This is a genomic window from Acinetobacter tibetensis, assembly GCF_023824315.1.
In the GTDB taxonomy this organism is placed as follows: Bacteria; Pseudomonadota; Gammaproteobacteria; order Pseudomonadales; family Moraxellaceae; genus Acinetobacter; species Acinetobacter tibetensis.
In genome coordinates this window covers 252,070-276,024 of sequence record NZ_CP098732.1, presented here as the reverse complement: position 1 = coordinate 276,024, position 23,955 = coordinate 252,070, and the positions used below count along the sequence as shown (strand labels likewise).

Annotated in this window: 17 protein-coding genes; 1 reads left to right on the top strand and 16 read right to left on the bottom strand. The window is 43.4% G+C overall.

Annotated features, from left to right (window positions below):
• Positions 1-14: 14 nt before the first annotated feature.
• From M5E07_RS01250 to M5E07_RS01205, 10 genes are all read right to left on the bottom strand, one after another.
• Positions 15-1,436, bottom strand: a complete 1,422-nt coding sequence (locus tag M5E07_RS01250) for an FAD-dependent oxidoreductase (RefSeq protein WP_116760972.1) — start codon at positions 1,434-1,436, stop codon at positions 15-17.
• 69 nt (positions 1,437-1,505) lie between these two features.
• Complete coding sequence (gltB, locus tag M5E07_RS01245) at positions 1,506-5,981, bottom strand: glutamate synthase large subunit (RefSeq protein WP_116761112.1); 4,476 nt, start codon at positions 5,979-5,981, stop codon at positions 1,506-1,508.
• A gap of 446 nt (positions 5,982-6,427) precedes the next feature.
• Complete coding sequence (locus M5E07_RS01240) at positions 6,428-7,300, bottom strand: hypothetical protein (protein ID WP_252221221.1); 873 nt, start codon at positions 7,298-7,300, stop codon at positions 6,428-6,430.
• A gap of 10 nt (positions 7,301-7,310) precedes the next feature.
• Complete coding sequence (gene aroB / locus M5E07_RS01235) at positions 7,311-8,393, bottom strand: 3-dehydroquinate synthase (RefSeq protein ID WP_252221219.1); 1,083 nt, start codon at positions 8,391-8,393, stop codon at positions 7,311-7,313.
• A 20-nt stretch (positions 8,394-8,413) separates the two neighbouring features.
• Positions 8,414-8,956 (bottom strand): shikimate kinase AroK, encoded by a 543-nt coding sequence (gene aroK / locus M5E07_RS01230; RefSeq protein WP_116760968.1) that lies wholly within the window; start codon positions 8,954-8,956, stop codon positions 8,414-8,416.
• Between the two features lie 37 nt (positions 8,957-8,993).
• Positions 8,994-11,108 carry a type IV pilus secretin PilQ gene (locus M5E07_RS01225; protein ID WP_252223640.1) on the bottom strand — a complete coding sequence of 705 codons (2,115 nt, stop codon included), beginning with the start codon at positions 11,106-11,108 and terminating at the stop codon, positions 8,994-8,996.
• A 59-nt stretch (positions 11,109-11,167) separates the two neighbouring features.
• On the bottom strand, positions 11,168-11,695 hold the full coding sequence (locus M5E07_RS01220) for a pilus assembly protein PilP (protein WP_116760964.1): 528 nt from the start codon (positions 11,693-11,695) through the stop codon (positions 11,168-11,170).
• Positions 11,695-12,438: a type IV pilus inner membrane component PilO gene (locus tag M5E07_RS01215; RefSeq protein ID WP_252221217.1), complete on the bottom strand. Its 744-nt coding sequence runs from the start codon at positions 12,436-12,438 to the stop codon at positions 11,695-11,697. The genes M5E07_RS01220 and M5E07_RS01215 overlap by 1 nt, the downstream gene beginning before the upstream one ends.
• Complete coding sequence (locus M5E07_RS01210) at positions 12,435-13,103, bottom strand: PilN domain-containing protein (protein ID WP_252221215.1); 669 nt, start codon at positions 13,101-13,103, stop codon at positions 12,435-12,437. Before M5E07_RS01210 ends, M5E07_RS01215 begins: the two co-directional genes overlap by 4 nt.
• Positions 13,103-14,161 carry a pilus assembly protein PilM gene (locus M5E07_RS01205; RefSeq protein WP_116760958.1) on the bottom strand — a complete coding sequence of 353 codons (1,059 nt, stop codon included), beginning with the start codon at positions 14,159-14,161 and terminating at the stop codon, positions 13,103-13,105. Before M5E07_RS01205 ends, M5E07_RS01210 begins: the two co-directional genes overlap by 1 nt.
• Positions 14,162-14,326: 165 nt before the next feature.
• Between M5E07_RS01205 and ponA the strand changes: the two genes are divergently transcribed.
• A complete protein-coding gene (ponA, locus tag M5E07_RS01200; RefSeq protein WP_252221213.1) occupies positions 14,327-16,852 on the top strand; it encodes a penicillin-binding protein PBP1a in 2,526 nt (841 codons plus the stop codon).
• Positions 16,853-16,908: 56 nt separating this feature from the next.
• On the opposite strand, the gene M5E07_RS01195 is transcribed toward ponA, so the two are convergent.
• From M5E07_RS01195 to ftsL, 6 genes are all read right to left on the bottom strand, one after another.
• Positions 16,909-17,712: a putative RNA methyltransferase gene (locus M5E07_RS01195; RefSeq protein WP_252221211.1), complete on the bottom strand. Its 804-nt coding sequence runs from the start codon at positions 17,710-17,712 to the stop codon at positions 16,909-16,911.
• 72 nt (positions 17,713-17,784) lie between these two features.
• Entirely contained in the window at positions 17,785-18,903 is a 1,119-nt protein-coding gene (gene mraY, locus M5E07_RS01190; protein ID WP_116759020.1) for a phospho-N-acetylmuramoyl-pentapeptide-transferase, read from the bottom strand.
• A 1-nt stretch (position 18,904) separates the two neighbouring features.
• Positions 18,905-20,314, bottom strand: coding sequence for a UDP-N-acetylmuramoyl-tripeptide--D-alanyl-D-alanine ligase (locus tag M5E07_RS01185; protein ID WP_252221209.1), 1,410 nt, complete (start codon positions 20,312-20,314; stop codon positions 18,905-18,907).
• A gap of 12 nt (positions 20,315-20,326) precedes the next feature.
• Positions 20,327-21,823: a UDP-N-acetylmuramoyl-L-alanyl-D-glutamate--2,6-diaminopimelate ligase gene (locus tag M5E07_RS01180; RefSeq protein ID WP_252221206.1), complete on the bottom strand. Its 1,497-nt coding sequence runs from the start codon at positions 21,821-21,823 to the stop codon at positions 20,327-20,329.
• Between the two features lie 10 nt (positions 21,824-21,833).
• A complete protein-coding gene (gene ftsI / locus M5E07_RS01175; protein ID WP_252221204.1) occupies positions 21,834-23,657 on the bottom strand; it encodes a penicillin-binding protein PBP3 in 1,824 nt (607 codons plus the stop codon).
• Between the two features lie 12 nt (positions 23,658-23,669).
• Positions 23,670-23,933, bottom strand: coding sequence for a cell division protein FtsL (ftsL, locus tag M5E07_RS01170; RefSeq protein WP_228157497.1), 264 nt, complete (start codon positions 23,931-23,933; stop codon positions 23,670-23,672).
• Positions 23,934-23,955 lie beyond the last annotated feature (22 nt).

The window sequence follows — 23,955 nt, the reverse complement described above, 5'->3', positions numbered from 1 at the left end:
GATGAAAATCCATCTTACACATCAAGATAATCCAAAATACCTTCTGCAGCTTGACGACCTTCCCAGATTGCGGTCACAACCAAGTCAGAACCACGCACCATGTCGCCACCCGCAAAGATTTTTGGATTCGACGTTTGGAATTTATATTCCTGTTTCTCTGCTGCAAGCACACGACCCGAGCCATCTAAACCAATATTGGCACCCGCGAACCAGTCTGCTGGACTCGGACGGAAACCAAAGGCAAGTAATACTGCATCTGCAGGTAAAATTTCTTCAGAACCCGGTACTGGCTCAGGGCTACGACGACCACGACTATCAGGTTGACCCATTTGTGTGGTTACGAATTTAACGCCAGTAACTTTGCCATTTTCACCGACAACCTCAATTGGCTGACGGTTAAAGAGGAACTTCACCCCTTCTTCATAGGCATTTTTTACTTCACGTGCAGAACCCGGCATGTTGCTTTCGTCACGACGATACGCGCAGGTCACATCATGCGCGCCTTGGCGTAATGAAGTACGGTTACAGTCCATTGCTGTATCACCGCCACCGAGTACAATAACCTTCTTGCCATCAACATTGATGTATTCGCTTGGATCTTTTTCCCAGCCTTGGCAACGGTTCACATTGGCAATCAAGAAATCTAAAGCATCGTAAACGCCATCGAGATCTTCACCCGGGAAACCACCTTTCATATAGGTATAAGTTCCCATGCCCATGAACACCGCATCATAGTCTGCAAGCAATTGTTCAATGGTCACATCGGTACCAATTTCAGTATTTAAACGGAATTCAACGCCCATCCCCGTGAAAATTTCACGACGACGTTTCATCACGTCTTTTTCCATTTTAAATTCTGGAATACCAAAGGTTAATAAGCCACCAATTTCAGGACGCTTATCAAATACCACTGGCTTAACCCCACTGCGTACCAAAATATCAGCACAACCTAAACCCGCAGGCCCCGCACCAATAATCGCAACTTTTTTGTTGGTCCATTTCACATGAGACATGTCTGGACGCCAGCCTAGTGCGAATGCCGTATCATTAATATACTTTTCGGCATTACCAATGGTTACTGCACCAAAGCCGTCGTTTAAGGTACATGCCCCTTCACATAAACGGTCTTGTGGACAAACGCGACCACACACTTCTGGCAAAGTATTGGTTTGATGGCAAAGTTCTGCTGCTTGGAAAATACGACCTTCAGCAATCAGTTTTAACCAGTTTGGAATGTAGTTATGGACTGGACATTTCCATTCACAATACGGGTTACCACAACCTAAACAGCGGTGGGTCTGATTAGCAGCCACTTCCGCAGTAAACGGTTTATAAATTTCCACAAACTCTGCTTTGCGGACAGTAATATCTTTTTTCTCTGGATCTTGGCGCGCAACATCCAGAAATTGAAAGTCATTATTTAGGCGCTCTGCCATGTCTCTCTCCGTGGGTAGGTGCAGTCATGGTTATTTGCTGCACCTGCCTATATATCTGCAGTAGTGGAATTATTGAGGATCAGCTTTGGTCGTTTTTAAAAGCGTAAGCAAATTAGCAGCTTTTGGTTTTACAAGCCAGAATTTACGGCTGTAAAAATCGAACTCGTTGCGGATCTTATAGGCCCAAGCACTACCCGTTTCAGCAATATGCTCATCGAGAATACGCAGTAAGAACTCTTTATGTTCTTCCATTGATTCAGTTGAGATACGGTTCAACTCAATTAACTCATGGTTGTAGTAGTCGACAAAGTCATTGTCCAAGTCAAGCACGTAGGCAAAACCACCGGTCATACCTGCACCGAAGTTGTGACCGACTTTACCCAGTACAGTGACCACACCACCTGTCATATATTCACAGCAATGGTCGCCCGCACCTTCAATTACCGCAAAGGCACCTGAGTTACGTACTGCGAAACGCTCACCCGCAGTACCCGCAGCAAATAACTTACCGCCTGTCGCACCGTATAAACAAGTATTACCAATAATCGCAGTTTCTTGCGTTTGGAACGGTGAACCTTTTGGTGGGAAGATCGAAACGCGACCACCCGCCATACCTTTACCAACATAGTCGTTCGCATCACCTTCAAGCTTGATATGCAAACCACCTGCATTCCACACCCCTAAAGACTGACCCGCAGTACCTTTCAGATTCATCACAACAGGATGCGCTTCCATATCCAAATTGCCATAACGACGTGCAATTTCACCAGAGATACGCGCACCAATTGAACGGTCACAGTTACCGACCGTGAAGCTATATTCACCGCCAGTACCAGCTTCAATTGCTGGCAACATTTCTGCCACCATTTGCTCTGCCAATAAGCCTTTGTCGAAAGGTGCATTGCCTTCAACTTGGCAATATTGTGCTTTACCGTTAGCCGCAGGATGTGATTCAAGCAATGCGCTTAAATCAAGGTGAGCATGTTTTTCAGTTTCACCTGGCAATACTTCAAGCAAGTCGGTACGGCCAATCAAGTCTTTCAAGCTCGCCACACCTAAGGCAGCCAACCATTCACGTGTTTCTTCTGCAATAAAGTGGAAGAAATTGATCAACATTTCAGGTTCACCAATATAGTGTTCCTGACGAAGATGATCTTGCTGCGTTGCAACACCAGTCGCACAGTTGTTCAAGTGACAAATACGCAGGTATTTACAACCTAAGGCGATCATTGGCGTAGAACCAAAACCAAAGCTTTCTGCACCTAAAATTGCAGCTTTAACCACGTCAAGACCTGTTTTTAAACCACCATCGGTTTGTACACGAACTTTGCCACGCAAGTCATTCACACGAAGTGCTTGATGCGCTTCACTTAAACCCAACTCCCATGGCGAACCTGCATGATGAATCGATGAAAGTGGAGAAGCGGCTGTACCACCGTCATAACCCGAAATGGTAATGAAATCGGCATAGGCTTTCGCAACACCTGCGGCAATTGTCCCTACGCCTGGCTCAGACACCAGTTTTACAGAGACCATCGCTTTTGGGTTGACTTGTTTCAAGTCAAAGATCAATTGCGACAAATCTTCAATCGAATAAATATCATGATGTGGCGGTGGAGAAATCAATGTCACACCTGGTACTGAATAACGTAAACGTGCAATTAAGCCATTCACTTTACCACCTGGTAACTGACCGCCTTCTCCTGGTTTTGCACCTTGCGCGACTTTAATCTGCAACACTTCAGCAGAAGTTAAGTAGGCTGGTGTTACACCAAAACGACCAGATGCAATCTGTTTGATTTTTGAGTTACGAATCGTGCCGTAACGTGCAGGATCTTCACCGCCCTCACCTGAGTTCGAGCGACCACCAATCGTATTCATAGCAATTGCAATCGCTTCATGCGCTTCAGGAGACAATGCACCCAAAGACATACCCGCAGAGTCAAAACGTGGCAAAATTGACTCAACTGACTCAACTTGCTCTAAAGCAATCGAGTTATCTGTTTTTAACTTAAATAAGTCACGGATGGTTGCAATTGGACGATGATTCACCAACTCGGCATATTCTTTAAAGTCAGCATAATTGCCTGAACGTACCGCTTTGTGTAAAGCATTAATCACGTCAGGGTTAAATGCATGGTATTCCTTGTCGAATACAAATTTTAGCAAGCCACCTTGGTCGATTGGCTTACGTGATTTCCACGCAATATCTGCCAATTTTTTCTGATCATTTTCAAGGTCAACAAAAGTTGCACCTTTAATACGGCTTGGTACACCTGTAAAGCATTTACCCACAACTTCTTCAGATAAACCTACCGCCTCAAACAACTGACCACCGCGGTAAGATGCCACCGTTGAAATACCCATTTTAGACAGGACTTTCAACAAGCCTTTTTCAATCCCTTTACGGAAGTTGGCTTGTGCATGAATTGGATCACCCAATAACTCACCTTTGGCAACCAAATCATTGATCACGTCATAAGCCAAGTATGGGTAAATCGCAGTTGCACCAAAACCAAGAATCACTGCAAATTGATGTGGATCACGTGCAAAACCAGTTTCCACAATGATATTGGCATCGGTACGTAAACCGACATTAATCAAGTGGTGATGTACTGCACCTGTTGCCATTAGAGCATTTGCAGGTAAATAGCCTTCGCGAATTTTCTTATCGGAAAGTAACAGGAGGGTTTTGCCATCACGAATCGCCTGTGCAGACTCTTCACAGATACGTGCAATTGCTGCCTCTAAGCCTTCACTTGCTGTGTAGTTCAAATCGATATCTGCAATTTCATAGCCCGCACGACCTAAAGTACGGATTTGATGCATTTTCGAATTTGAAAGTACAGGGCTTGAAATGATCAAGCGATCCGCATGCTCAGGGCTTTGCTCAAAGACGTTTTGCTCACGACCCAAGCAAGTTTCCAACGACATGACAATCGATTCACGCAATGGATCAATTGGCGGATTCGTCACCTGTGCAAACTGTTGACGGAAGTAATCCGACACATGACGCACTTGACGTGACAAGACTGCCATAGGCGTATCATCACCCATTGAGCCGACTGCTTCCTGACCGCTTTCCGCGATTGGACGAAGCAATTGATCACGCTCTTCAAAGGTCACCATAAACATTTTCTGTGCTGCTTTTAGGGCATCGCCTTTTAAGCCTTGATCACATAAATATTCTTCAAGTTCTGGGCTACCCTGAACACGAATTGAGTTTTCACGCAACCATTCACGGTATGGACGCATTTTTTTCAAGTGGTTGCTAACATCTTTGGTGTCAAGCAATTTACCAGTAAAGGTATCTACCACAAGAATTTGACCAGGGCCAACACGACCTTTAGAAATCACATCTTCAGGCTGATAATCCCAAACACCAATTTCAGAGGCTAAAGTGATGTAACCATTTTTCGTAATCACCCAACGCGCTGGACGTAAACCATTACGGTCTAGCATACAGATTGCATGACGACCATCCTGAATCACGAGACCAGCAGGACCATCCCATGCTTCCATGTGCTTCGAGTTAAACTCGTAGAATGCACGTAAGTCAGCATCTAAAGTTTCAACGTTCTGCCAAGCTGGTGGAACCAACATCCGTAGTGCACGGAACAGATCCATACCGCCACCGACAAGAATCTCAAGCATGTTATCTAAGCTTGAAGAGTCCGAACCAGTACGGTTCACAATCGGCTTAAGCTCAGTTAAACCTGGTAATAATGGATTTTCAAACTTCGGAGTACGCGCCATTGCCCAGTTACGGTTCGCGGTAATGGTATTGATCTCACCATTGTGTGCAAGGTAACGGAATGGTTGGGCCAAAGGCCAACGCGGTAAAGTATTGGTTGAGAAACGTTGATGGAACACCACGATATGTGATGCTAAACGCTCATCTGCAAGGTCTGTATAGAAGTCTGCAATTGCAGCAGGCATCATTAAGCCTTTATAGCTGATGACTGTTGAACACAATGTTGTTACATAGAATGATGGATCATTGCTAAGTTGCTGCTCTGCACGACGACGTGCCAAGAATAACTTACGGTTAAATTCAACCTCAGTAACTCCCATAGGGCAGTTCACAATAATTTGTTCAAAGGCTGGTAAAGATTGCATCGCAATTTCACCCAGTGCCGCATTGTTGGTTGGCACTACTCGCCAAGCCAAAACACGTAAGCCTTCTTCTTCAATTTCTTTACTTAGAATTTGTTTTGAATGTGCAGCGATTGCAGGATCCAAGTTAAGAAAAATCGTACCCACTGCAAAAATTTCACTGAGAGTAGTATCGCTCAGTTTTTTCGCTTCTTCACGGAAGAACTGTTTCGGCATCGCCAATAATAAACCACACCCATCTCCGGTCTTACCATCGGCGGCAATACCACCACGGTGGGTCATACAGCTCAAGCTATGAATAGCGGTCTTGACCAGATCATGACTTTCGTTCCCTTGCATATGTGCAATAAGGCCGAAACCACAGTTATCTTTAAACTCATCCGGTTGGTATAAACCTTGAGCGGGAGCTACAGTATTAGGCGATGGCATGTGCATAGCGTACCCTTCTTTCTACTTGGCCCTGAATCGGGCGCTGACTATCTAACTTCTTTGCGACTTAGTCTAACTTTCTCACACTAAGATCAATTTAATGCAATGATCTTGCACTCTCATGTCAAAGATAGACTGAATTTATCTTTTGTACATGACCGAAATGCAAGAAACTATTGCGACTTTTGCGCACTCTTTTAAAGCAAGCAATCTTGATGTTTTCGCACACTCTTTGAATCTTTTCGCGCCAAAATAGTGACATCAACTCAAATCATGCACCATTTAAGCAAAAAATATGCCAACTTAGTGTTATTAGATTAAATTCTTTTAAATACAGAAATATCAAGTGTTCGACCTGAATCAGAGCATTTGAAGACCCATCTTAGTTGCACCATTTTTGCGCATTTAATCATTGGTATAGCACAATGTGCTCTATTTTAGAACGATTAATTAAATGGATCTGCAATTTCTTGGCGCACAGGCGAATTTGAATTGGCTGGCGAAGGAGTTGTTTTTGTGCCAGTTTCAGCATGCGATTGAGATTTTTGCACATCAATCACATTGCCTTCAGCATCTCTACGGGTTACTGTCGTGTTGGTAGATGCATTGCCCATATCTGAGCTATTCACTGTTGTATCCACAGTTTTCGGTTTGTTTAAATTCAGCATAGCTGCGTCTGGTTTTGGCAAAGCCACAGGATTTAATTTAACTTCATACACTGGCGTGGAACCCTGCAACTCTTCCATCCCCATATCATTCACTTGCGCCTGATAATCTTCCAAAGCTCTTACTATAGGATGGACGGATGCTGGTAATTTTAAATCAAGCTGCTCTCGTGCTTGGTTTGCTTCTCTTTCATTCGAATATAAGCCATAAAATAAAACATATCGCTCTTGTTGTTGATCTCCAGCCAAACGGAGATAAAAATAATGTTGTCGACTACTTTGTTTATTCAAAAAGCTTTTAATAATGTCTTCTTCAGTAACACTAAACAGTTCTAGCGTTGATTTATTTTTCTGTTCCTCAATAAATTTACTTCCTCGGAATTCATTCGCATGATTTCCCGTCGCAACAACTCTGGTGGTCAGTGCAATAGGGCGAACTTCTTCTTGTAAGGTGCCTAAATTGGTTGTCGCCGTGACACGTGCAGGTTGAATTTGCAACTCAGCATCAGACTCCATGGCTTTATTCACTTCGACCAACTCTTCACTACTGTCTGATCCCGCCCAAAATATCAATGCTACGAAAAGACACAGCACTCCACCCACAAGCCAAATATAACGTTGTGTATTTTGCCAATATTTGTGGAGTGCTGTCATAATTTCACCTTTATATTGTTTGATTGGCAATAATCGCCTGCTGCATCAGCTCAACATCAAACTCTTTGGTAATGATTGCTTGACCCAACTGTTTTAGTAGCACCAATCTAAGCTGACCATTTAATACTTTCTTATCATGCGCCATATAGCCCAAGAAATCTTGCAATGGAATTTCGGGACATACTATCGGCAAACCAGCGCGCTGTATGATTTTTTTTGTACGTTCCAAGTCTGCTACCGAAATCCACCCCATGCGTTGTGATAAATCTGCAGCCATCACCATACCCGTCGCAACAGCTTCACCATGTAACCATACGCCATAGCCCAAATAAGACTCTATTGCATGACCAAAAGTATGGCCCAAATTCAACAAGGCACGCTCGCCTTGTTCTTTTTCATCATTTGCCACTATACGTGCTTTATGTGCACATGAACGATAGACCGCTTCAGCCAGCAAATCAGGATCTCTTGCGACCAAGCCATCCATATTCGCTTCTAACCATAGCAAAAAGCTTTCATCGCCCAATAAGGCATACTTGATGACTTCAGCCAAACCTGCAGAGAGTTCACGATCAGGCAGACTTTTTAATTGTGCCATATCTGCCATTACCACTTGCGGTTGCTGGAAGGCCCCAATCATGTTTTTACCTAGTGGATGATTAATCCCCGTCTTGCCGCCAACACTAGAATCTACTTGTGACAACAACGTCGTTGGGACTTGAATAAAATACACACCACGCTGAAAACAAGCGGATGCAAAGCCCGCCATATCGCCAATCACACCACCACCCAAAGCCAATACCGTACAATCACGGTTAAAGCTAGCTTCAAGAAGGGCATCAAAAATCAGATTCAGATGCTGAATATCTTTATATTTTTCACCATCAGGCAAAACACAGGTAGCAACTTTTTTACCTAAAGCCTCAACAGCTTTAACATAATGTTCTAAATACAAAGGCTGAATGGTGGTATTGGTCACAATCATGACTTGCTGCCCGAAAATATACGGTGCCAATAAATCTTGAGGATTTAAATCACTGCCAATGAAGATAGGGTAACGGCGTTCACCGAGTTCTACATGTAAAGTTTGCATGGGTTCAACTTCTTTCGTATTCAATCAATAGGTTGTGTGGTAATCATCGTTAAGATTTTATGCGCAAGATCTCGTGCAGCACCTTGATTGGTCTCAATAATATAATGAGCCACATCCCGATATAAAGGATCCCGAATCGCAAGTAAATCACGTAATTTTTGCTCTGGGTTCTCAACCTGTAGGAGAGGACGATTTTTATCGCGATAAGTACGCTGAAGCTGAATTTCAACAGGAGTATAGAGATAAACAACGATACCACGTTGCTTTAAAAAATCACGATTAGGGGCTTGAGTCACTGCACCACCACCAGTCGCCAAGACCAAATCGGGTCGAGCAGTCAACTCATCAATCACTGTAGTTTCACGGGTACGAAATCCCGTCTCACCTTCTTTTTCAAAAATCCACGGAATTGTCGCACCAGTTTTTCGTTCAATTTCATGATCACTGTCTAGAAATTCACGACCCAACAATTCTGCCAAATGCCGTCCGACTGTTGTTTTTCCTGCCCCCATTGGCCCTACCAAATAGATATTTGGTAGGGAACTAAACTCTTTGCTTGGCAAGGAGTCACCTATTAATTTTGTTTAAATTAAAAATATATTAATGATTTCTTGAAACACTGTCATTAACAATTCGTGGCGTCACAAAAATCAATAGCTCTTGCTTAGCATCCGACTTGGTATCCTTCCTGAATAATGCACCAATATAAGGAATATCCCCCAAGAACGGTACCTTGGTTTGTGAATTCGTGGTCGTCTGCTCAAACACACCACCTAAAATCACTGTTTCACCATTGTTGACCAAGACATTGGTCGTAATTGTGTTTTTGTTTAAGATCAACTCACCATTCGGTGCTTCATCCGCAACCGAGTCTTTCGCAATATCAAGCTGCATTTGTACTTTACCATCTGGGGTAATACTTGGCGTGACTTCCAAACTGAGTAAAGCCTCTTTAAATGAGGTTGTTGCTGTTGAGCCTGAAGCAGAGTTGGTCGTAGTTTGATAAGGTACTTCTTGACCTGTAGCCACCTTGGCCTTTTGCTTATCTCCAGTCAAGACTTTTGGTGTTGAAATCACCTCACCATAGCCATCTGCCTGTAAAGCAGAGAGTTCTAAATCCAACATAAAGTCAGACAAACTAATCAAGCTAAAGGCAATTTGACCTGCAGGATTGGTCACTCCCAAATCTACGTTTAAGTTGTCTGGACGCTGAATGGTGTATTTCCCCTCATCATCAGGGGTTTTTAAATCCCATAAAGTTTGATCACTCCCGCCCACCAAGAGATCATTATTGCTATTAACCCCTTGTGAAAGAATCCCCCACTTCACCCCCATCTCTTTGGTGAACGAAGTTGATGCTCGAACAATTCGCGCCTCGACCATGACTTGCTTGACTTCAACATCCAATAAATCGACCATTTTTCTAATTTTATCAATATTTAGCGCTGTATCATTAATAATTAAAGTATTCGTACGATCATCTGAAACTACACTCCCTCTTGTGCTTAATAAACTTTCTAATGCTAAAGAATTCTGGTTATTTCCCCCTCCTGAACCACTAGCCTCCTTACGTGAATCAGTAATTAGCTTAAAAACATCCGCAGCTTTTGCATAACTTAAACGCAAATATTCAGTTTGAATTGGGGCTAATTTTGCACTCTGCGCTATCGCTTTGGCTTCGTCTTCTTCAGACTTAATCAATTCAGCGACTGGTGCAATCCAAATCACATTACCATTACGACGCTTGTCTAAATTTTTTGTTTTTAAAATAATATCAAGCGCTTGATCCCATGGCACATCTTTTAAGCGCAAGGTGATATTGCCTTGTACCGTATCGGCAGCCACCATGTTAATGCCAGTAAAATCTGCCAATAATTGTAATACGCGGCGTACTTCAATATCTTGGAAATCCAGTGAAATTTTCTTGCCCGTATAACTATTTGCCGCACGCGGCTTCATTGGATTCTTATCCACAGGACGCTTTAAGCTGATCGTTAACTTATTCTCAGCTTGGTAAGCCATGTATTCATAGCTGCCTGAAGACTGAATAGTAATCACACCACTATTGCCATCATTATAAGCATCTATGGTCGCCACAGGCGTTGCAAAATCATTGACATTGAGACGGCGAGTCAGATGTGTAGGGATTTTATTTCCCAACATGCGCACCACAATTTTACTACCTTGTTGCTGTACATCTGCTGGCGTATTACTACCGAGCAAATCAATAACAACCTGACCTTCACCCTCTGAACCGCGTTGAAAACCGATATTAGAAACACCTTGCGATGACGCTTTAACTGATGTTGCCACAGGAGTCGCAAAACTATTATCTGTCGCATTTATTTTCAGAATAAAGGTATTACCTTCAACTCGGGTGGTAAAAGCGCCTGCATCCGCAAGATTAACGGTCAATCGAGAACGCTGTGCATCTGAGGATACATCAACCGAACTGGCTTCTTTTGTCGCAACCTTAATATTATTTTGCTTTAGTGTTTGTTCTGCCTTATCAAAATCTAAAATAAGTCTTGATGGCTGTTCAAGTTGGTAAGCTTGAGGTTGTGGTGGTATTCCGTTGAACATCACACGAATTTCAGTCCCTTGTCCAGGTACTTGCATAGGTACAACATTCGTGATGCTAACTTGCGCACTGGCAGCTTGCATGACAGCCATAGCAACTGCACCCATAGAGAATTGACGGAAAATATGATTCATTGTATTACCATCCCCAAATATAAAATCTTGAATACTGTTTTTCATTTTTATTCCTTTAATTAAGGCGCGGGTCCAATTAAGACAAGGCTACGCGGACGCTCTACATACCCCTCTCGACCATCGGGAATAATTTCCACAAGATCAATCTGTGTAGGCGTAATTTTCACAATTCGCCCTTGACTCATCCCCATGTAATTTCCGACTTGCACACGCTCAATTTCACCATCAGGTGTCTGGATTAACCCCAAAATTTGCCCAGACTGATTACGCATACTCCCCTTCATATTCAAGGATTCTAAAGCATAACTTTCCAATGGCTGCGACTGACGCGAGAAATTCGGATACACTCGCTTACCCGACATAATTTTTAATTCTGCTGCCAAGGAACTCGGCATAAACGGACTTTTCAATTGATGCGCTGCATAATTGAATGTGGGTACAGGTGGGAAAACAGGTGCTGGATCAATCGGCAAAGGTTGCTGATTACGAATATTCACCATTTCCATGTTCACCGCATCAATACGCGAATCGCACCCCGCCAAAACCAGCCCAAACATCAAAGCAAATGCTATTTTCTCAAATTTCATTACTTCGCTCCTTCTGGAGTAACTTGAGCAGGAGGAGTTGTAGCATTCGCACCTGCTGCCGCATTTTGATTCTCTGTATTACCTATATAGCGATAGGTACGTGCCTTCGCGACATAAGTCACTTGCGGAATTTCAGATTTTTTATCCGTACTAATAGAAGAACTGATATCAAAATCATGTAAGGTCACAATTCGAGGTAATGCTGCAATACCACTCGTAAAAGAACCAAAGGCATGATAATCACCTGTTGCTTCAATACTAATCGGCTGCTCAACAAAAAATTCTTGTTTTACTTCAGGCTCTAAACGAATATTTTTAAATTTCAGTCCAGAGTTGACACCTGTCACGTTAATATCTTCAACCAGACCAGGAATTTCAGTTTCCTTCGGCAATTGCTCCAGTTGTTGATTAAAGTTCGCTTCCATCTCCTGCAACTGAGCTTGATATTGTTGCAAATTACGTAGCTTTGAATCTTTCTCTCTAAATTCATTCAGTAAGTTTTGCTCTTGTGCATGTGCACCAGAAATTGCATCTAACTGCGGCTTGATCACAACAAAATAGCCAACAGCACAAATTAAAAAGACAATAAAAATCCAACAGGTAATTTTGACCGATAATGGCCAACTGCCATAATTATTCGGGTCCAACGTGTTAAATTGTTGAAAAAATTTATCCACTGTCATTTTTTTCTTAGGTTTAACAACAGCCTCTTGATTTAGATCATCAAACTCATCACGACTCATTGTGCTGCCCCCGCTGTTGAACTAGCTGCATCATTTGCCGCTACCGCCATAGAACCCGCAGCTTCATTCGCTGCATTCGTAGGCATAGCGATCTCATCCAGATCTGCAGTCACCACAAAGCTGCCATAACTATCCTCAACACGAGGAACAATCGAACTCGGCGCTTTATTTTTATCTTCTTCCACAGCCAAGAAGGAATTCATAAAGGCATTACGATACCAAGGCGAAGCCTCTAAATTACGTAAAAATTCAGCCACTGCATTTGGACTTTCCGCCTTACCTTCAATGGTAAATTTATCGCCAACACGACTGAACTTGGTAATATATAAATTCGCAGGGACGACACGCGCCATTTCATCAATTAAACGCACGGCAATTGGACGTTGACTTTGCAGCCCTTGAATCAACTTCATACGTTCTACAATCGCATTACGCTGCTCTTGCAAACCTTCTAAAGATTTTAGCTGCACATCCAAGTTTTGATTGGTACTGATAATAAGCTGATTTGCTTGTTCTTGGTCTTCAAGCTTATAGTTGTAATAGAACCATGCCCCTACAACCAATAACACTCCAATTAAAGCAGCCCCAATACAAATCGCAATAAATTCTTTTTTTCGTCTCTCTCTCAGCTCATCACGCCAAGGGAGCAGGTTAATTTTTGCCATTAATCAAAACTCCTCAATGCTAGACCACACGCCACCAAGAGAGAGGAAGCATCATTTTCAATTTTTTTAATATCAATTTTTGGCGAAAAACCCATTTGCAAAAATGGGTTCGCAATCGTGACGCGGTATCCGAGTTTTTGTTGCAATAACTTGGCCAAACCTGGAATATTGGCATTTCCGCCCGCCAATAAAATATGATCAATTTCATTAAACTGCGAAGATGAGAAGAAGAACTGCAAAGAACGGGCAGCCTGTTGTACCACAGCTTCAAGAAATGGCTCTAAGACTTCTACGTCATAATCATCGGGCAAAGTACGGCTTTTCTTCGCACGTCCCGCTTCTTCAAATGACAGTCCATAACGATTCTGGATTTCTTGGGTCAGTTGCTTCCCACCAAAAACCTGCTCGCGGGTATAGATAATTTTGTCATTCTGCATAACCGATAGCGTGGTCATGGTATGCCCAATATCTAAAATACCGACGGTATTTACCCCCATCGGCATGGTATCAGAGAATACTTTATAGACATTTTCCATTGCGAAGCTTTCTACATCCGCAATTTTAGGCGTAATTCCAGCCAGTTCCAGTACTTCTGAACGCGCTTCAACGTTTTCGAGACGTGTTGCCACCAAAAGCACATTGACCCGATTTGGATTAGCTAAACGATCAGACAAAACTTCAAAATCAAGGCTGACTTCATCTAAAGGGAACGGAATATATTGTTCAGCATCCATACGGATTTGAACTTCACGTTCATCATCCGTCATATCCGCATCCATCTCGATGATTTTGCTGATCACCATAGACGTTGGAATGGCAATTGCTGCTGCATGCGATTGAACATTTGCTAAATTTAAAGCGCGCTCCAAAGCCTCCCCAATAGCTTCAGGATTCAAAATGTTCTTTTCAACAACGCTACCTTCTGGTAATGGGACCAAAGCATAGCTTTCTACCCAATAGCGACCGTTTTTTACAGACAACTCTAATAACTTAACAGAAGTGGAACTAATATCTACCCCTATTAACCCCTTATTTGGCTTACGATATAACCTGAGCACAATACTATTCCTATTATTTTTTTATCCCCAATAGAAGTAACTAACTAACTGGCTGCGGTCTATAATTTTATACGGATACAATAACTCATTAACAATCCGTATCTGTAAACGGCTATACTGACCACCAATTAGTTTGCCATTAGCTCCTATTAAAACTTACTTGTTATGAAAAAGCTATCTTGTTCAGGCCGTGTTCATCCATTTTTTTTGATCATAATTATAGTTTTGGTCGCAATTCCTATGGGGTTTTATGGCATGTATCTCTATATTGCCCCCTCTTTGCCTGAAATGAGCATCTTAAAAAAGGCTCCTTTATTAAAACCATTACAAGTTTATAGTGCGGATCAGCAACTTATTGCAGAATACGGTGGCAAACTTTCTGTTCCAGTTGAATATGATCAAATCCCAACTACCTTTATTCATGCTTTTTTAGCTGCTGAAGATTCAGCTTTTTTTGAACATAGTGGGATTAGTTTTAAAGGCTTAGGACGAGCAGTAAGTGAGAGCATTACAGGCTCGAATGTGCAAACGGGTGGCTCGACCATTACCATGCAAGTGGCAAAAAACTATTATCTGAGTCCTGAACGTACACTCAAACGCAAACTAACCGAAGTTTTCCTCGCTCGAAAGATTGAACAAAATCTGAGTAAAGAGGAAATTCTGACGCTGTATGTGAACAAGATTTTTTTGGGTAAAAATGCCTACGGCATTGCTGCTGCCGCCAAAATTTACTACAACAAAAATTTAGAAGATTTAAGCATCGCCCAAATGGCCATGATTGCCGGTCTTCCTAAAGCCCCTTCAAAATATAATCCCGTTGCCAATCCTGAGCGCGCTCTTGAACGTCGCAACTGGATTCTGGGGCGTATGCTGCAATTGGGTTATATCAATCAAGAACAATATCAAAATGCCATTGCTGAACCCATCAATCTAGATATGCCTGAACGTGGTATCAGCAATCAATTTCCCTATGTGGGTGAAATGGTACGCGCAGAACTGGTCAGTAAATTTGGCGAACAAGCGATTGATTCTGGCTATAAGGTCTACACCACGATTAATAGCCAGCGCCAATTATTTGCTGAACAATCCGTACAAGACGGTTTAGAAGCCTATGATCGACGACATGGTTGGCGTGGTGCCGAAGCACATGATAAAGATTTAAAACAATTTACCGCTTATGCAAACACTTACCCTGCCAAAGTCAGCAAAGTGAATGACAACTCCTTTGAAGCCTTCATGCAAGATGGTTCTAGTGTGACTGTACCTTGGTCAGGGATGTCTTGGGCACGCCCTTATCGCAATGCCAACAGCGTAGGCCCCGCACCCAGTCGTGCCTCTCAAATTGTACAAATCAAAGATATTGTTCGTTTAAGACCAAATGCAGACAAAACCTCATGGTCCCTGGTACAAATCCCGAAAGCCCAAGGACAACTGATTGCACTAAATCCGAATAATGGTGCGATTGAAGCGGTAGTCGGGGGATATAATTTCTATCAATCTAAATTTAACCGAGCTTTACAAGGCTGGCGTCAACCTGGTTCGACCATTAAACCCTTTGTCTATGCTTTGGCTTTAGAACGTGGTATGACGCCATTTACCATGGTTAATGATAGTCCTATTACCATTGGCAAATGGTCACCCCGAAATTCAGATGGGCGTTATCTGGGCATGATTCCATTGCGTCGTGCTTTATATTTATCACGAAATACCGTCTCAGTACGTTTACTTCAAGCTGTCGGTATTGAGCGTACTCGCCAATTGTTCATGGATTTTGGTTTACAAGAAGATCAAATTCCAAATAACTACACCATTGCCTTAGGTACACCACAAGTATTGCCTATTCAAATGGCGACAGGCTATGCCACATTTGCGAACGGCGGTTACCGTATTCAACCGCATTTTATTGACCGTATTGAAGATGCCTATGGCAAGGTGATTTATCAAGCCAATCCAGAATATGCTTGTATTGAATGCATCAATGAGACTGCAAAAGAGCCATCTGAAACAACACCTGTCACACCTGATGATGAAGTGATTGAAGTTACCAATCAAAACATCGAAGCGAACATAACAGAACCCCATGCTGCCAATGCGGAATACCGTCAAGCACAACGAATTTTAAAATCTAGCTCTGCCTTTGATATGGCGAACATCCTCAAAGATGTTATCCAACATGGTACAGGGCGCGCTGCACTTAAAATTGGCCGCGATGATTTAGGGGGTAAAACAGGAACCACCAATGATGCCAAAGATGCATGGTTTGCAGGCTTTAATGGTAAATTGGTCACGGTGGCATGGGTCGGCTTTGACCAACCAACCACCTTAGGTCGACGTGAATACGGTGGCGTTGCAGCATTACCCATTTGGACCAACTTTATGGACAACGCTTTAAAAGGCACACCATCGGCGTGGGTACATTTTGACAAAGATGCTAAGGCACCTACATTGCATAACGACACCCAATTTATTGAGGGAGAGACCAAAAAAGATTACCGCTCTTCACCACCATTGGCTCAGCCATTATATCGCCCTAAACCAGCCGCTCCTACGCGTGCACCTGAGCGAGATTTTGATGATTTGCCGGATGAAGAAAACTTGGTTCCAAGTAATCAAGCTCCTCCGACAATGCAACCGAATGCCCCAAGTAAGAAATCAGATGCCATTGAACATCTCATTGATCAATTTCAATAGCAAATCTTAGTTGCCTAATAAAAAGCCCTCATTATTTAAGAGGGCTTTTTATATATTTATTTCTTTTGAAATAAATAGAGCTGGAATTGCGCAGTCACTTTAAATTCAGCTAAAGCCTCTAAAGCACTTCTTCGATCTACTTTCGCTTTGTAAGCATACGGTGTCATTGCAATCAGATTTTTGAGCTGTTGCTGTGGCAGCGTTAAATCTGCACTCACGACTTGCGACTCAATAAGTTCAAAATCCTGTGCCAACTGCTGCACAAACTTATTCGGCTCATGTGGCTTCACCTCTTCAAATAAAGCCTCTCGAATAGCAAATAGGTGTTCAGGCGCCGGTGTCACCACCAATAAATAACCCTTGTCCTTCAGTACACGTAATATTTCTTGCTGAGGAATCGGACTAAATAAACTGCTGCACAAATCAATAGACTGATCTAATACAGGCAAGGTCGCCCCTGTACCCACCACCCATGTCACTTCCGAATTCAATTTAGCCGCAACTTGCACTGCATTTTTCGCAATATCCACACCGACACATTGCAACACCTCTGCCTGCATCGCATCAGTGTAATAGCCTTCACCACAACCAATATCCAAAAGATTTTCAATGCGAAGCTGACGCAGTTTTTCAACCACGGCTTGCTGTAAAGGTGCATAAAATCCTGCGCTTAAAAATACACGTCGTGCTTGTACCGACTCAGGTGTATCACCCGGGGTTTTGCTGTGTTTATGCTGCACCACGTGCAAATTCACATAACCCTGCTTGGCAATATCATAGCTATGACGATGCTCACATTGCCACGTCTTTTCGACTAAACTTAATTTCTCACGACATACAGGGCACATGAGCAGATTCATTATTTTCTCCAATAATCGATCAACGAAAATAAAAAGGTCGGCATATGCCGACCTCATTCTCGCGGATTTTGCTTAACGCAATTTTAAAGTCATCAGACCCAAAACCACCAGCATAATTGTGATAATCCAGAAACGAATTACCACTTGGGTTTCTCGCCAACCCTTTTTCTCATAATGATGGTGTAACGGCGCCATCAAGAAGACACGTTTATTCCGCATTCTTAACGAGCCAATTTGTAGGAACACTGAAATAGCTTCCACCACAAAGACACCCCCCATAATCGCAAACACGATTTCTTGGCGAACCATGACCGCAATGGTTCCGAGCATGGCGCCCAGTGATAAAGCACCGACATCTCCCATAAAGACTTGGGCTGGATGCGCGTTATACCAAAGGAAGGCCAAGCCTGCGCCAATCATCGCAGCACAAATCACCACCAATTCAGACGAATATTTAACATAAGGAATATGCAGATAATTGGCAAAACGAACATCACCCGCCAAGTAAGCAAATACACCTAAACCTGCGGCAACCAAGACAATTGGCATAATCGCCAAACCATCCAGACCATCGGTCAGGTTGACTGCGTTAGAAGCTCCGTTAATCACCAAATAGGTAAAGAGAATAAATCCAATTCCTAAAGGAATAATTGACAATGGAATGCTGAGATTTTTAAAGAATGGGATCAGCAAATCCAGCATATTTGCCGTATGAATTGGATTCTCTTGTTGCTTGGCAATCACATACAACGCAATCCCTGCACCTAAAGATGCGACCGAGGTCCAGAAAAATTTCTTCCTTGCTGGCAAACCCGCATTGTCTTTATAACGAATTTTAATCCAGTCATCCGCCCAACCCACAGCACCAAAAATGACCATAACAGCCAAAACAATCCACACATAAGGGTTGGATAAGTCTGCCCAGAGTAGGGTCGAAATTCCAATCGAAAGCAGGATCAGGACACCCCCCATGGTCGGGGTACCCATTTTTTTAGCGTGGCTTTCAGGAGCAAACGTACTGACGGCCTGACCATATTTTAGGGCTTGTAATTTACGAATCATTACTGGACCAAGCACCAATCCAATGGACAGTGCGGTCAAAACACTCAGTAGTGAGCGCAATGTTAAATAGCGTACGACTTGGAATGAGCTGTGATAGCCCGCAAGCTGTTCAAATAACCATAACAGCATTTTAGAGTTTCTCCATCAAGTCAGTCATCAAGGTTTCCATATGGGTATAACGAGAACCTTTAAACAGGAAACTCATCGACTGGGGTTGATGTGTTTCGACTAAACTAATTAAAAAAGGTAAGGCTTGTTCTTGACTCAAGAAGGCCTGTAATTTCTTACCATATTGGGTACTGCGTGCCCCTTCTTGCGTAGCTGGCGAGAACTCACCCACCGCTACGACAAAATTAATGCCTTTGATCGAGACCAAATCACGCCCCAACATATAGTGTTGTTGCGCAGCGCTTTGACCTAACTCACCAATATCTCCAATGACCATGACCCGCACACCTTCTTGTTGCGCAAGCACTTCGCCCGCTGCACGCATTGAAGTTGGATTAGCATTGTAAGTATCATCAATGAATAGATAAGGGGCTTTCTGAATAAAATTCAGACGACCTTTGGCACCTTGCGCTTGCTCGAGACCTAATACAATATCATCCAAAGCAATACCAATGGCTAAGGCCAAAGCCACCGCAGCAGTTGCATTCTGGACATTATGCTCACCAGCAAACGGTAAATTCACAACTCGCTCACCCTGTGGTGTGTGCAAGTTGAAACGCGCTGATTGCGGTTCTAGCTGTATATCAGAGGCATACACATCACCCCCTTGACCAAAACTCAACACCTGCTCAGTTTGCACGACTTGGCGAATTTGATCAGTAAAATCATCTGCCGCAGGCACAATCGCGGTACCAGATGAGGCAATGTGTGCATAAATTTCAGATTTGGCACGGCAAATGCCTTCTCGTCCACCAAACTCACCCAAGTGCGCTGTGCCGATATTCAGAATACCGGCCACCTGTGGCTGAACCAATTGTGAGGTGTAATCAATCTCACCTTGATGGCTAGCACCCAGCTCCATGACCGCATAGCGATGCTCCGCACGTAACTCCAACAACATCATGGGCACACCCAAATCATTGTTCAAATTACCGCGCGTGATTAAGGTCGGAGCAAGACGCGATAAAATACTACCGAGCATTTCTTTGGTGGTGGTTTTGCCACTACTGCCTGTCAAGGCAATCACTTTTAAGTCTGGATACTGCGCACGACGATAAGCACCCAAATGCCCTAAAGCCAAACGTGTATCAGCAACAACCAACTGACAAATATCTGCGTCTACAGGATAGCTGACGATTGCCACTTCACAGCCCTGCTCTACGACTTTTGCGACAAAATCATGCGCATCAAAACGCTCACCTTTCAGCGCTAAAAAAGCATCACTCTGTTCCGCATGGCGGGAATCAGTCAAAATTCTTTTAATTTCACCGCTTGGCTGTCGGTCATGTAGCCAATAACCTTGTGTTGCTTCCAGTAATTCTGCTGCAGTCCACGGTTGTAAAGGAACTGTACTGGTCGTTGAAGTATGCATCTTAGTTTCCTACTATTGCGCGGGATATGCTGAGTCTGTAGCGAGATGTTGTGCATCAATCGCCGCCTGTACTTCAACCACATCATCAAACCAGTGACGAACACCCTCAATTTCTTGATAGTTCTCGTGCCCTTTGCCCGCAATCACTACAATGTCACCTGCTTGCGCAGTTTTTACCGCAAATTTAATTGCTTCACGGCGGTCATGAATCTCGTGTACCTCATGGCCAGAGAAATCAATGCCCGCTTTCATATCTGTGAAAATCTGTTCAGGATTTTCTGTCCGTGGGTTATCTGAGGTTAACAGCACCACATCGGCACCATTTAAAGCCGCTTGAGTCATCAAGGGTCGTTTCCCCCGATCTCGATCACCACCACAGCCAAACACCGCCCATAAATTCCGTTCAACATGGCGCTTTAAGGTGGTTAAGACTTGTACTAAGGCATCTGGTGTATGTGCATAATCCACCACAAACAAGCGTGCATCATCACGAATCACCTGCATACGCCCTGGGGCACCTTGCAACTGAGGTACTGTTGCAATCAACTGTGCCAAATCAAAACCAGCGTGCTGTGCCACAATTAAACTCGCCACCAGATTCTCAATATTAAAATGTCCAAGTAACGGACTTTGCACCTCAAACTGGCCTTGTGCTGTTACTAAGCTAAAGTTTGCGCCAGATAAGCTGTACTGAATATTCTTAACTTGATAATCCGCAGTTTGGGTCATGGAGTAAGTCAATATTTTTGGCTGTGCTGGATTCTCACGTGCTGCCGCCAACATGATGGATGCATATTCATCATCAAGATTAATCACCGCGACCTTCAACGACTCAAATTTAAACAACAGCGATTTAGCTGCTGCATAAGCTTCGAGCGTGCCGTGATAATCCAAATGATCACGGCTTAAATTACTATAAGCCGCAATTTCAATGGCACAGCCCGTTAAACGCCCCTGTTCTAGACCATGCGAACTTGCTTCAATCGAAGCAAATTTTGCCCCTTGTTGCGCATAACCATGCAAAGCATTTTGCAGTTGTAAGGCATCTAAAGTTGTATGCGAAGAGTTTTCTAAATATGGAAGAATGCCATTACCTGTGGTGCCCATCACTGCACAGGATTGTCCTTGCAACATCAATAGCTCTGCGACCAGTCTAGAAATCGTGGTTTTACCATTGGTTCCTGTCACCGCCAAAATCTGCACAGCTTGCATTGGAGATACGGCTTGCAAATATTGTTTTTGCCATGCACCCATTAAATGGCGAATTTCGGGCACCACTAAACTCGGAGAAACGCCCAGCTCAGTTTCACTAATAATAGCCAGAGCACCTTTATCCAAGGCTGCCTGTGCAAATTGCACGGTTTTTTCTGGTTGGCTCAAACTGTTCAGGGCAATAAAGATTTGTCCCGCTTGCACATAGCGACTATCCAAACAAAAACCTTGGAAAGGTTGACTCATCCATCCAGTGATTTGATCAGCAGGATGCAGTTCTTGAAATGTAATTGACATTCAGCACCTATTACTGGATTTGGGGTGTGTCTAAAGGCTTATCTAAAGGCACATTCATTAAACGGAGTGACTCTTGCATCACTCGAGCAAATACAGGCGCAGCAACTAAGCCACCATAATATTGGCCTTGTGGATTTTCCACGACCACAAAAATCGCCAGTCGAGGATCACTCACAGGTGCAACCCCTGAAAATAGTGCACGATATTCTTTTTCCGAATAACCTTTACGGTCAGCACGTAATTTATGCGCAGTTCCTGTTTTACCCGCTACACGATAACCTGGAATATTGGCTTGACGTGCTGTACCGCCCGGTAGCGTCACGGCTTCCATCATCAACAACACTTGATCGGCAATTTTCGGATCAATCATTTGCTGGCCTTTAGGCGGTTCTTCTAGCTTATATAGACTCAGAGGAACTTTTACCCCATGATTCGCCAACATGGCATAAGCATCGACCATTTGCAGTACAGTTGCATTAATCCCATAACCATACGCCATGGTCGCAACCTCAGACACATTCCACTTGCTTGGTGGCAGCACCATACCCGAACTTTCCCCTGGAAATTTGACAGCTGAACGCTGCCCAAAACCCACACGCTTTAAAAAGGTCGGTAAAGTTACATAAGGTAAAGATAAAGCAATTTTCGCCACACCCACGTTAGACGATTTCTGAATAATCCCTGCTAAGGTCAGTTGCCCGTAGTTATGCGTATCACGAATGGTATGGTTACCGACACGCATAGACCCTGGAGATGTATTCACCACCGTCGTTGGCATGTATTTCCCTGTTTCCAATGCCATAGCAACCGTTAAAGGTTTCATGGTCGAACCCGGTTCAAACATGTCCGTTGCACCACGGTTACGCATGGCATCTTTATTGGCCAAACCATTTTTATCATTTGGGTTATACGACGGCCAACTGGTCATCGCCAAAATTTCACCCGTTTTTACATCTACCGCAATGGCCGATGCTGAACGTGCATTGTTCGCTACACCTGCCGCAGTAAGTTCACGGTATAAAATATATTGCAGGCGCGAATCGATACTCAGGGTAATATTTTCCCCTGACTCTACCTCTTTCACGATCTCTGGGTCTTTTACACGGTTGCCTTTCTTATCACGTACCACTTGCTGCTCGCCATCAACACCTGCAAGACGCTTGTTGAGCTGCATTTCCAAACCTTCAATCCCGACCCCTTCACTATTGGTCAGACCGATAATTTGTGCATTGGGCTGTGGTTGCGGGTAATAACGCTTATAGTTTTTCTCGGTATACACCGCTTGAAACTCGCGCTTTTCAATTAATTCTGCCTGCTGTGGCGGAATCTCTTTTTGCAGTACTAAATAGCGAGAACGAGGGCGCTCATTCATTTTTTTCTTAAGTTCTGCCCGATCCATCCCAACAGCATCAGCCAACTCATCCAGATTGAGGTTCTTTTCTGGCAATTGGCGCTTTAATTTTCGGTTATGCGGATCTTTCGCCAATTCAGCGGTAATTTCATCAAATAATTTTTTATTATCAAAATAGTCACGTGGATCAATCACCACCTTCATGACAGGTGTACTGATTGCCAAAGGTACGCCATGGCGATCATAAATCACCCCGCGCATCGCTTTTAGTTTTTCGGTACGTAAAATATTGGCATTGGCTTTATTTTGTAAAAAGTCACGGTTAATCACTTGCACATAAAATGCACGACCAACCAATGCCAAAAAGCATAATAACACCACGGCCCACATCAGATAAAAACGCCACATTTCTACACTAATGGCATTTTTACCCGTAATCGACTGCTGCTTCTTACGTGGTTGCTTGGTCTGCTTGTCTACCATATACAGCTAGCCTTATTTATTGTCATCTGAAGTCATAGGTAAAGAAATTACAACCGTTTGCACGGCAGGCGGAGAATACATACGTAACTGAGTCACTGCACGAGTCCCGATTTGCGCAGTTGCACCAAAGGTTTGTTGCTCAATCAGCAACCGTCCCCACTCTGCATTCAAGTCATCGCGATCACGCATAAATGAGCTCAGCTCACGATAATCATGTCGATATTCAAACACCTGAAAGACCACCATAATTGCGCTGATGAAAACCAAAATTAACATACAGGCATAAGTGATATATTTT

What these genes read in the sequence shown, in the direction of transcription:
- M5E07_RS01250 (WP_116760972.1), bottom strand. Translation starts at nt 1,436, where the DNA reads ATGGCAGAGCGCCTAAATAATGACTTTCAATTTCTGGATGTTGCGCGC.
- gltB (WP_116761112.1), bottom strand. Translation starts at nt 5,981, where the DNA reads ATGCCATCGCCTAATACTGTAGCTCCCGCTCAAGGTTTATACCAACCG.
- M5E07_RS01240 (WP_252221221.1), bottom strand. Translation starts at nt 7,300, where the DNA reads ATGACAGCACTCCACAAATATTGGCAAAATACACAACGTTATATTTGG.
- aroB (WP_252221219.1), bottom strand. Translation starts at nt 8,393, where the DNA reads ATGCAAACTTTACATGTAGAACTCGGTGAACGCCGTTACCCTATCTTC.
- M5E07_RS01225 (WP_252223640.1), bottom strand. Translation starts at nt 11,108, where the DNA reads ATGAATCATATTTTCCGTCAATTCTCTATGGGTGCAGTTGCTATGGCT.
- M5E07_RS01220 (WP_116760964.1), bottom strand. Translation starts at nt 11,695, where the DNA reads ATGAAATTTGAGAAAATAGCATTTGCTTTGATGTTTGGGCTGGTTTTG.
- M5E07_RS01215 (WP_252221217.1), bottom strand. Translation starts at nt 12,438, where the DNA reads ATGAGTCGTGATGAGTTTGATGATCTAAATCAAGAGGCTGTTGTTAAA.
- M5E07_RS01210 (WP_252221215.1), bottom strand. Translation starts at nt 13,103, where the DNA reads ATGGCAAAAATTAACCTGCTCCCTTGGCGTGATGAGCTGAGAGAGAGA.
- ponA (WP_252221213.1), top strand. Translation starts at nt 14,327, where the DNA reads ATGAAAAAGCTATCTTGTTCAGGCCGTGTTCATCCATTTTTTTTGATC.
- M5E07_RS01195 (WP_252221211.1), bottom strand. Translation starts at nt 17,712, where the DNA reads ATGAATCTGCTCATGTGCCCTGTATGTCGTGAGAAATTAAGTTTAGTC.
- mraY (WP_116759020.1), bottom strand. Translation starts at nt 18,903, where the DNA reads ATGCTGTTATGGTTATTTGAACAGCTTGCGGGCTATCACAGCTCATTC.
- M5E07_RS01185 (WP_252221209.1), bottom strand. Translation starts at nt 20,314, where the DNA reads ATGCATACTTCAACGACCAGTACAGTTCCTTTACAACCGTGGACTGCA.
- M5E07_RS01180 (WP_252221206.1), bottom strand. Translation starts at nt 21,823, where the DNA reads ATGTCAATTACATTTCAAGAACTGCATCCTGCTGATCAAATCACTGGA.
- ftsI (WP_252221204.1), bottom strand. Translation starts at nt 23,657, where the DNA reads ATGGTAGACAAGCAGACCAAGCAACCACGTAAGAAGCAGCAGTCGATT.
- ftsL (WP_228157497.1), bottom strand. Translation starts at nt 23,933, where the DNA reads ATGTTAATTTTGGTTTTCATCAGCGCAATTATGGTGGTCTTTCAGGTG.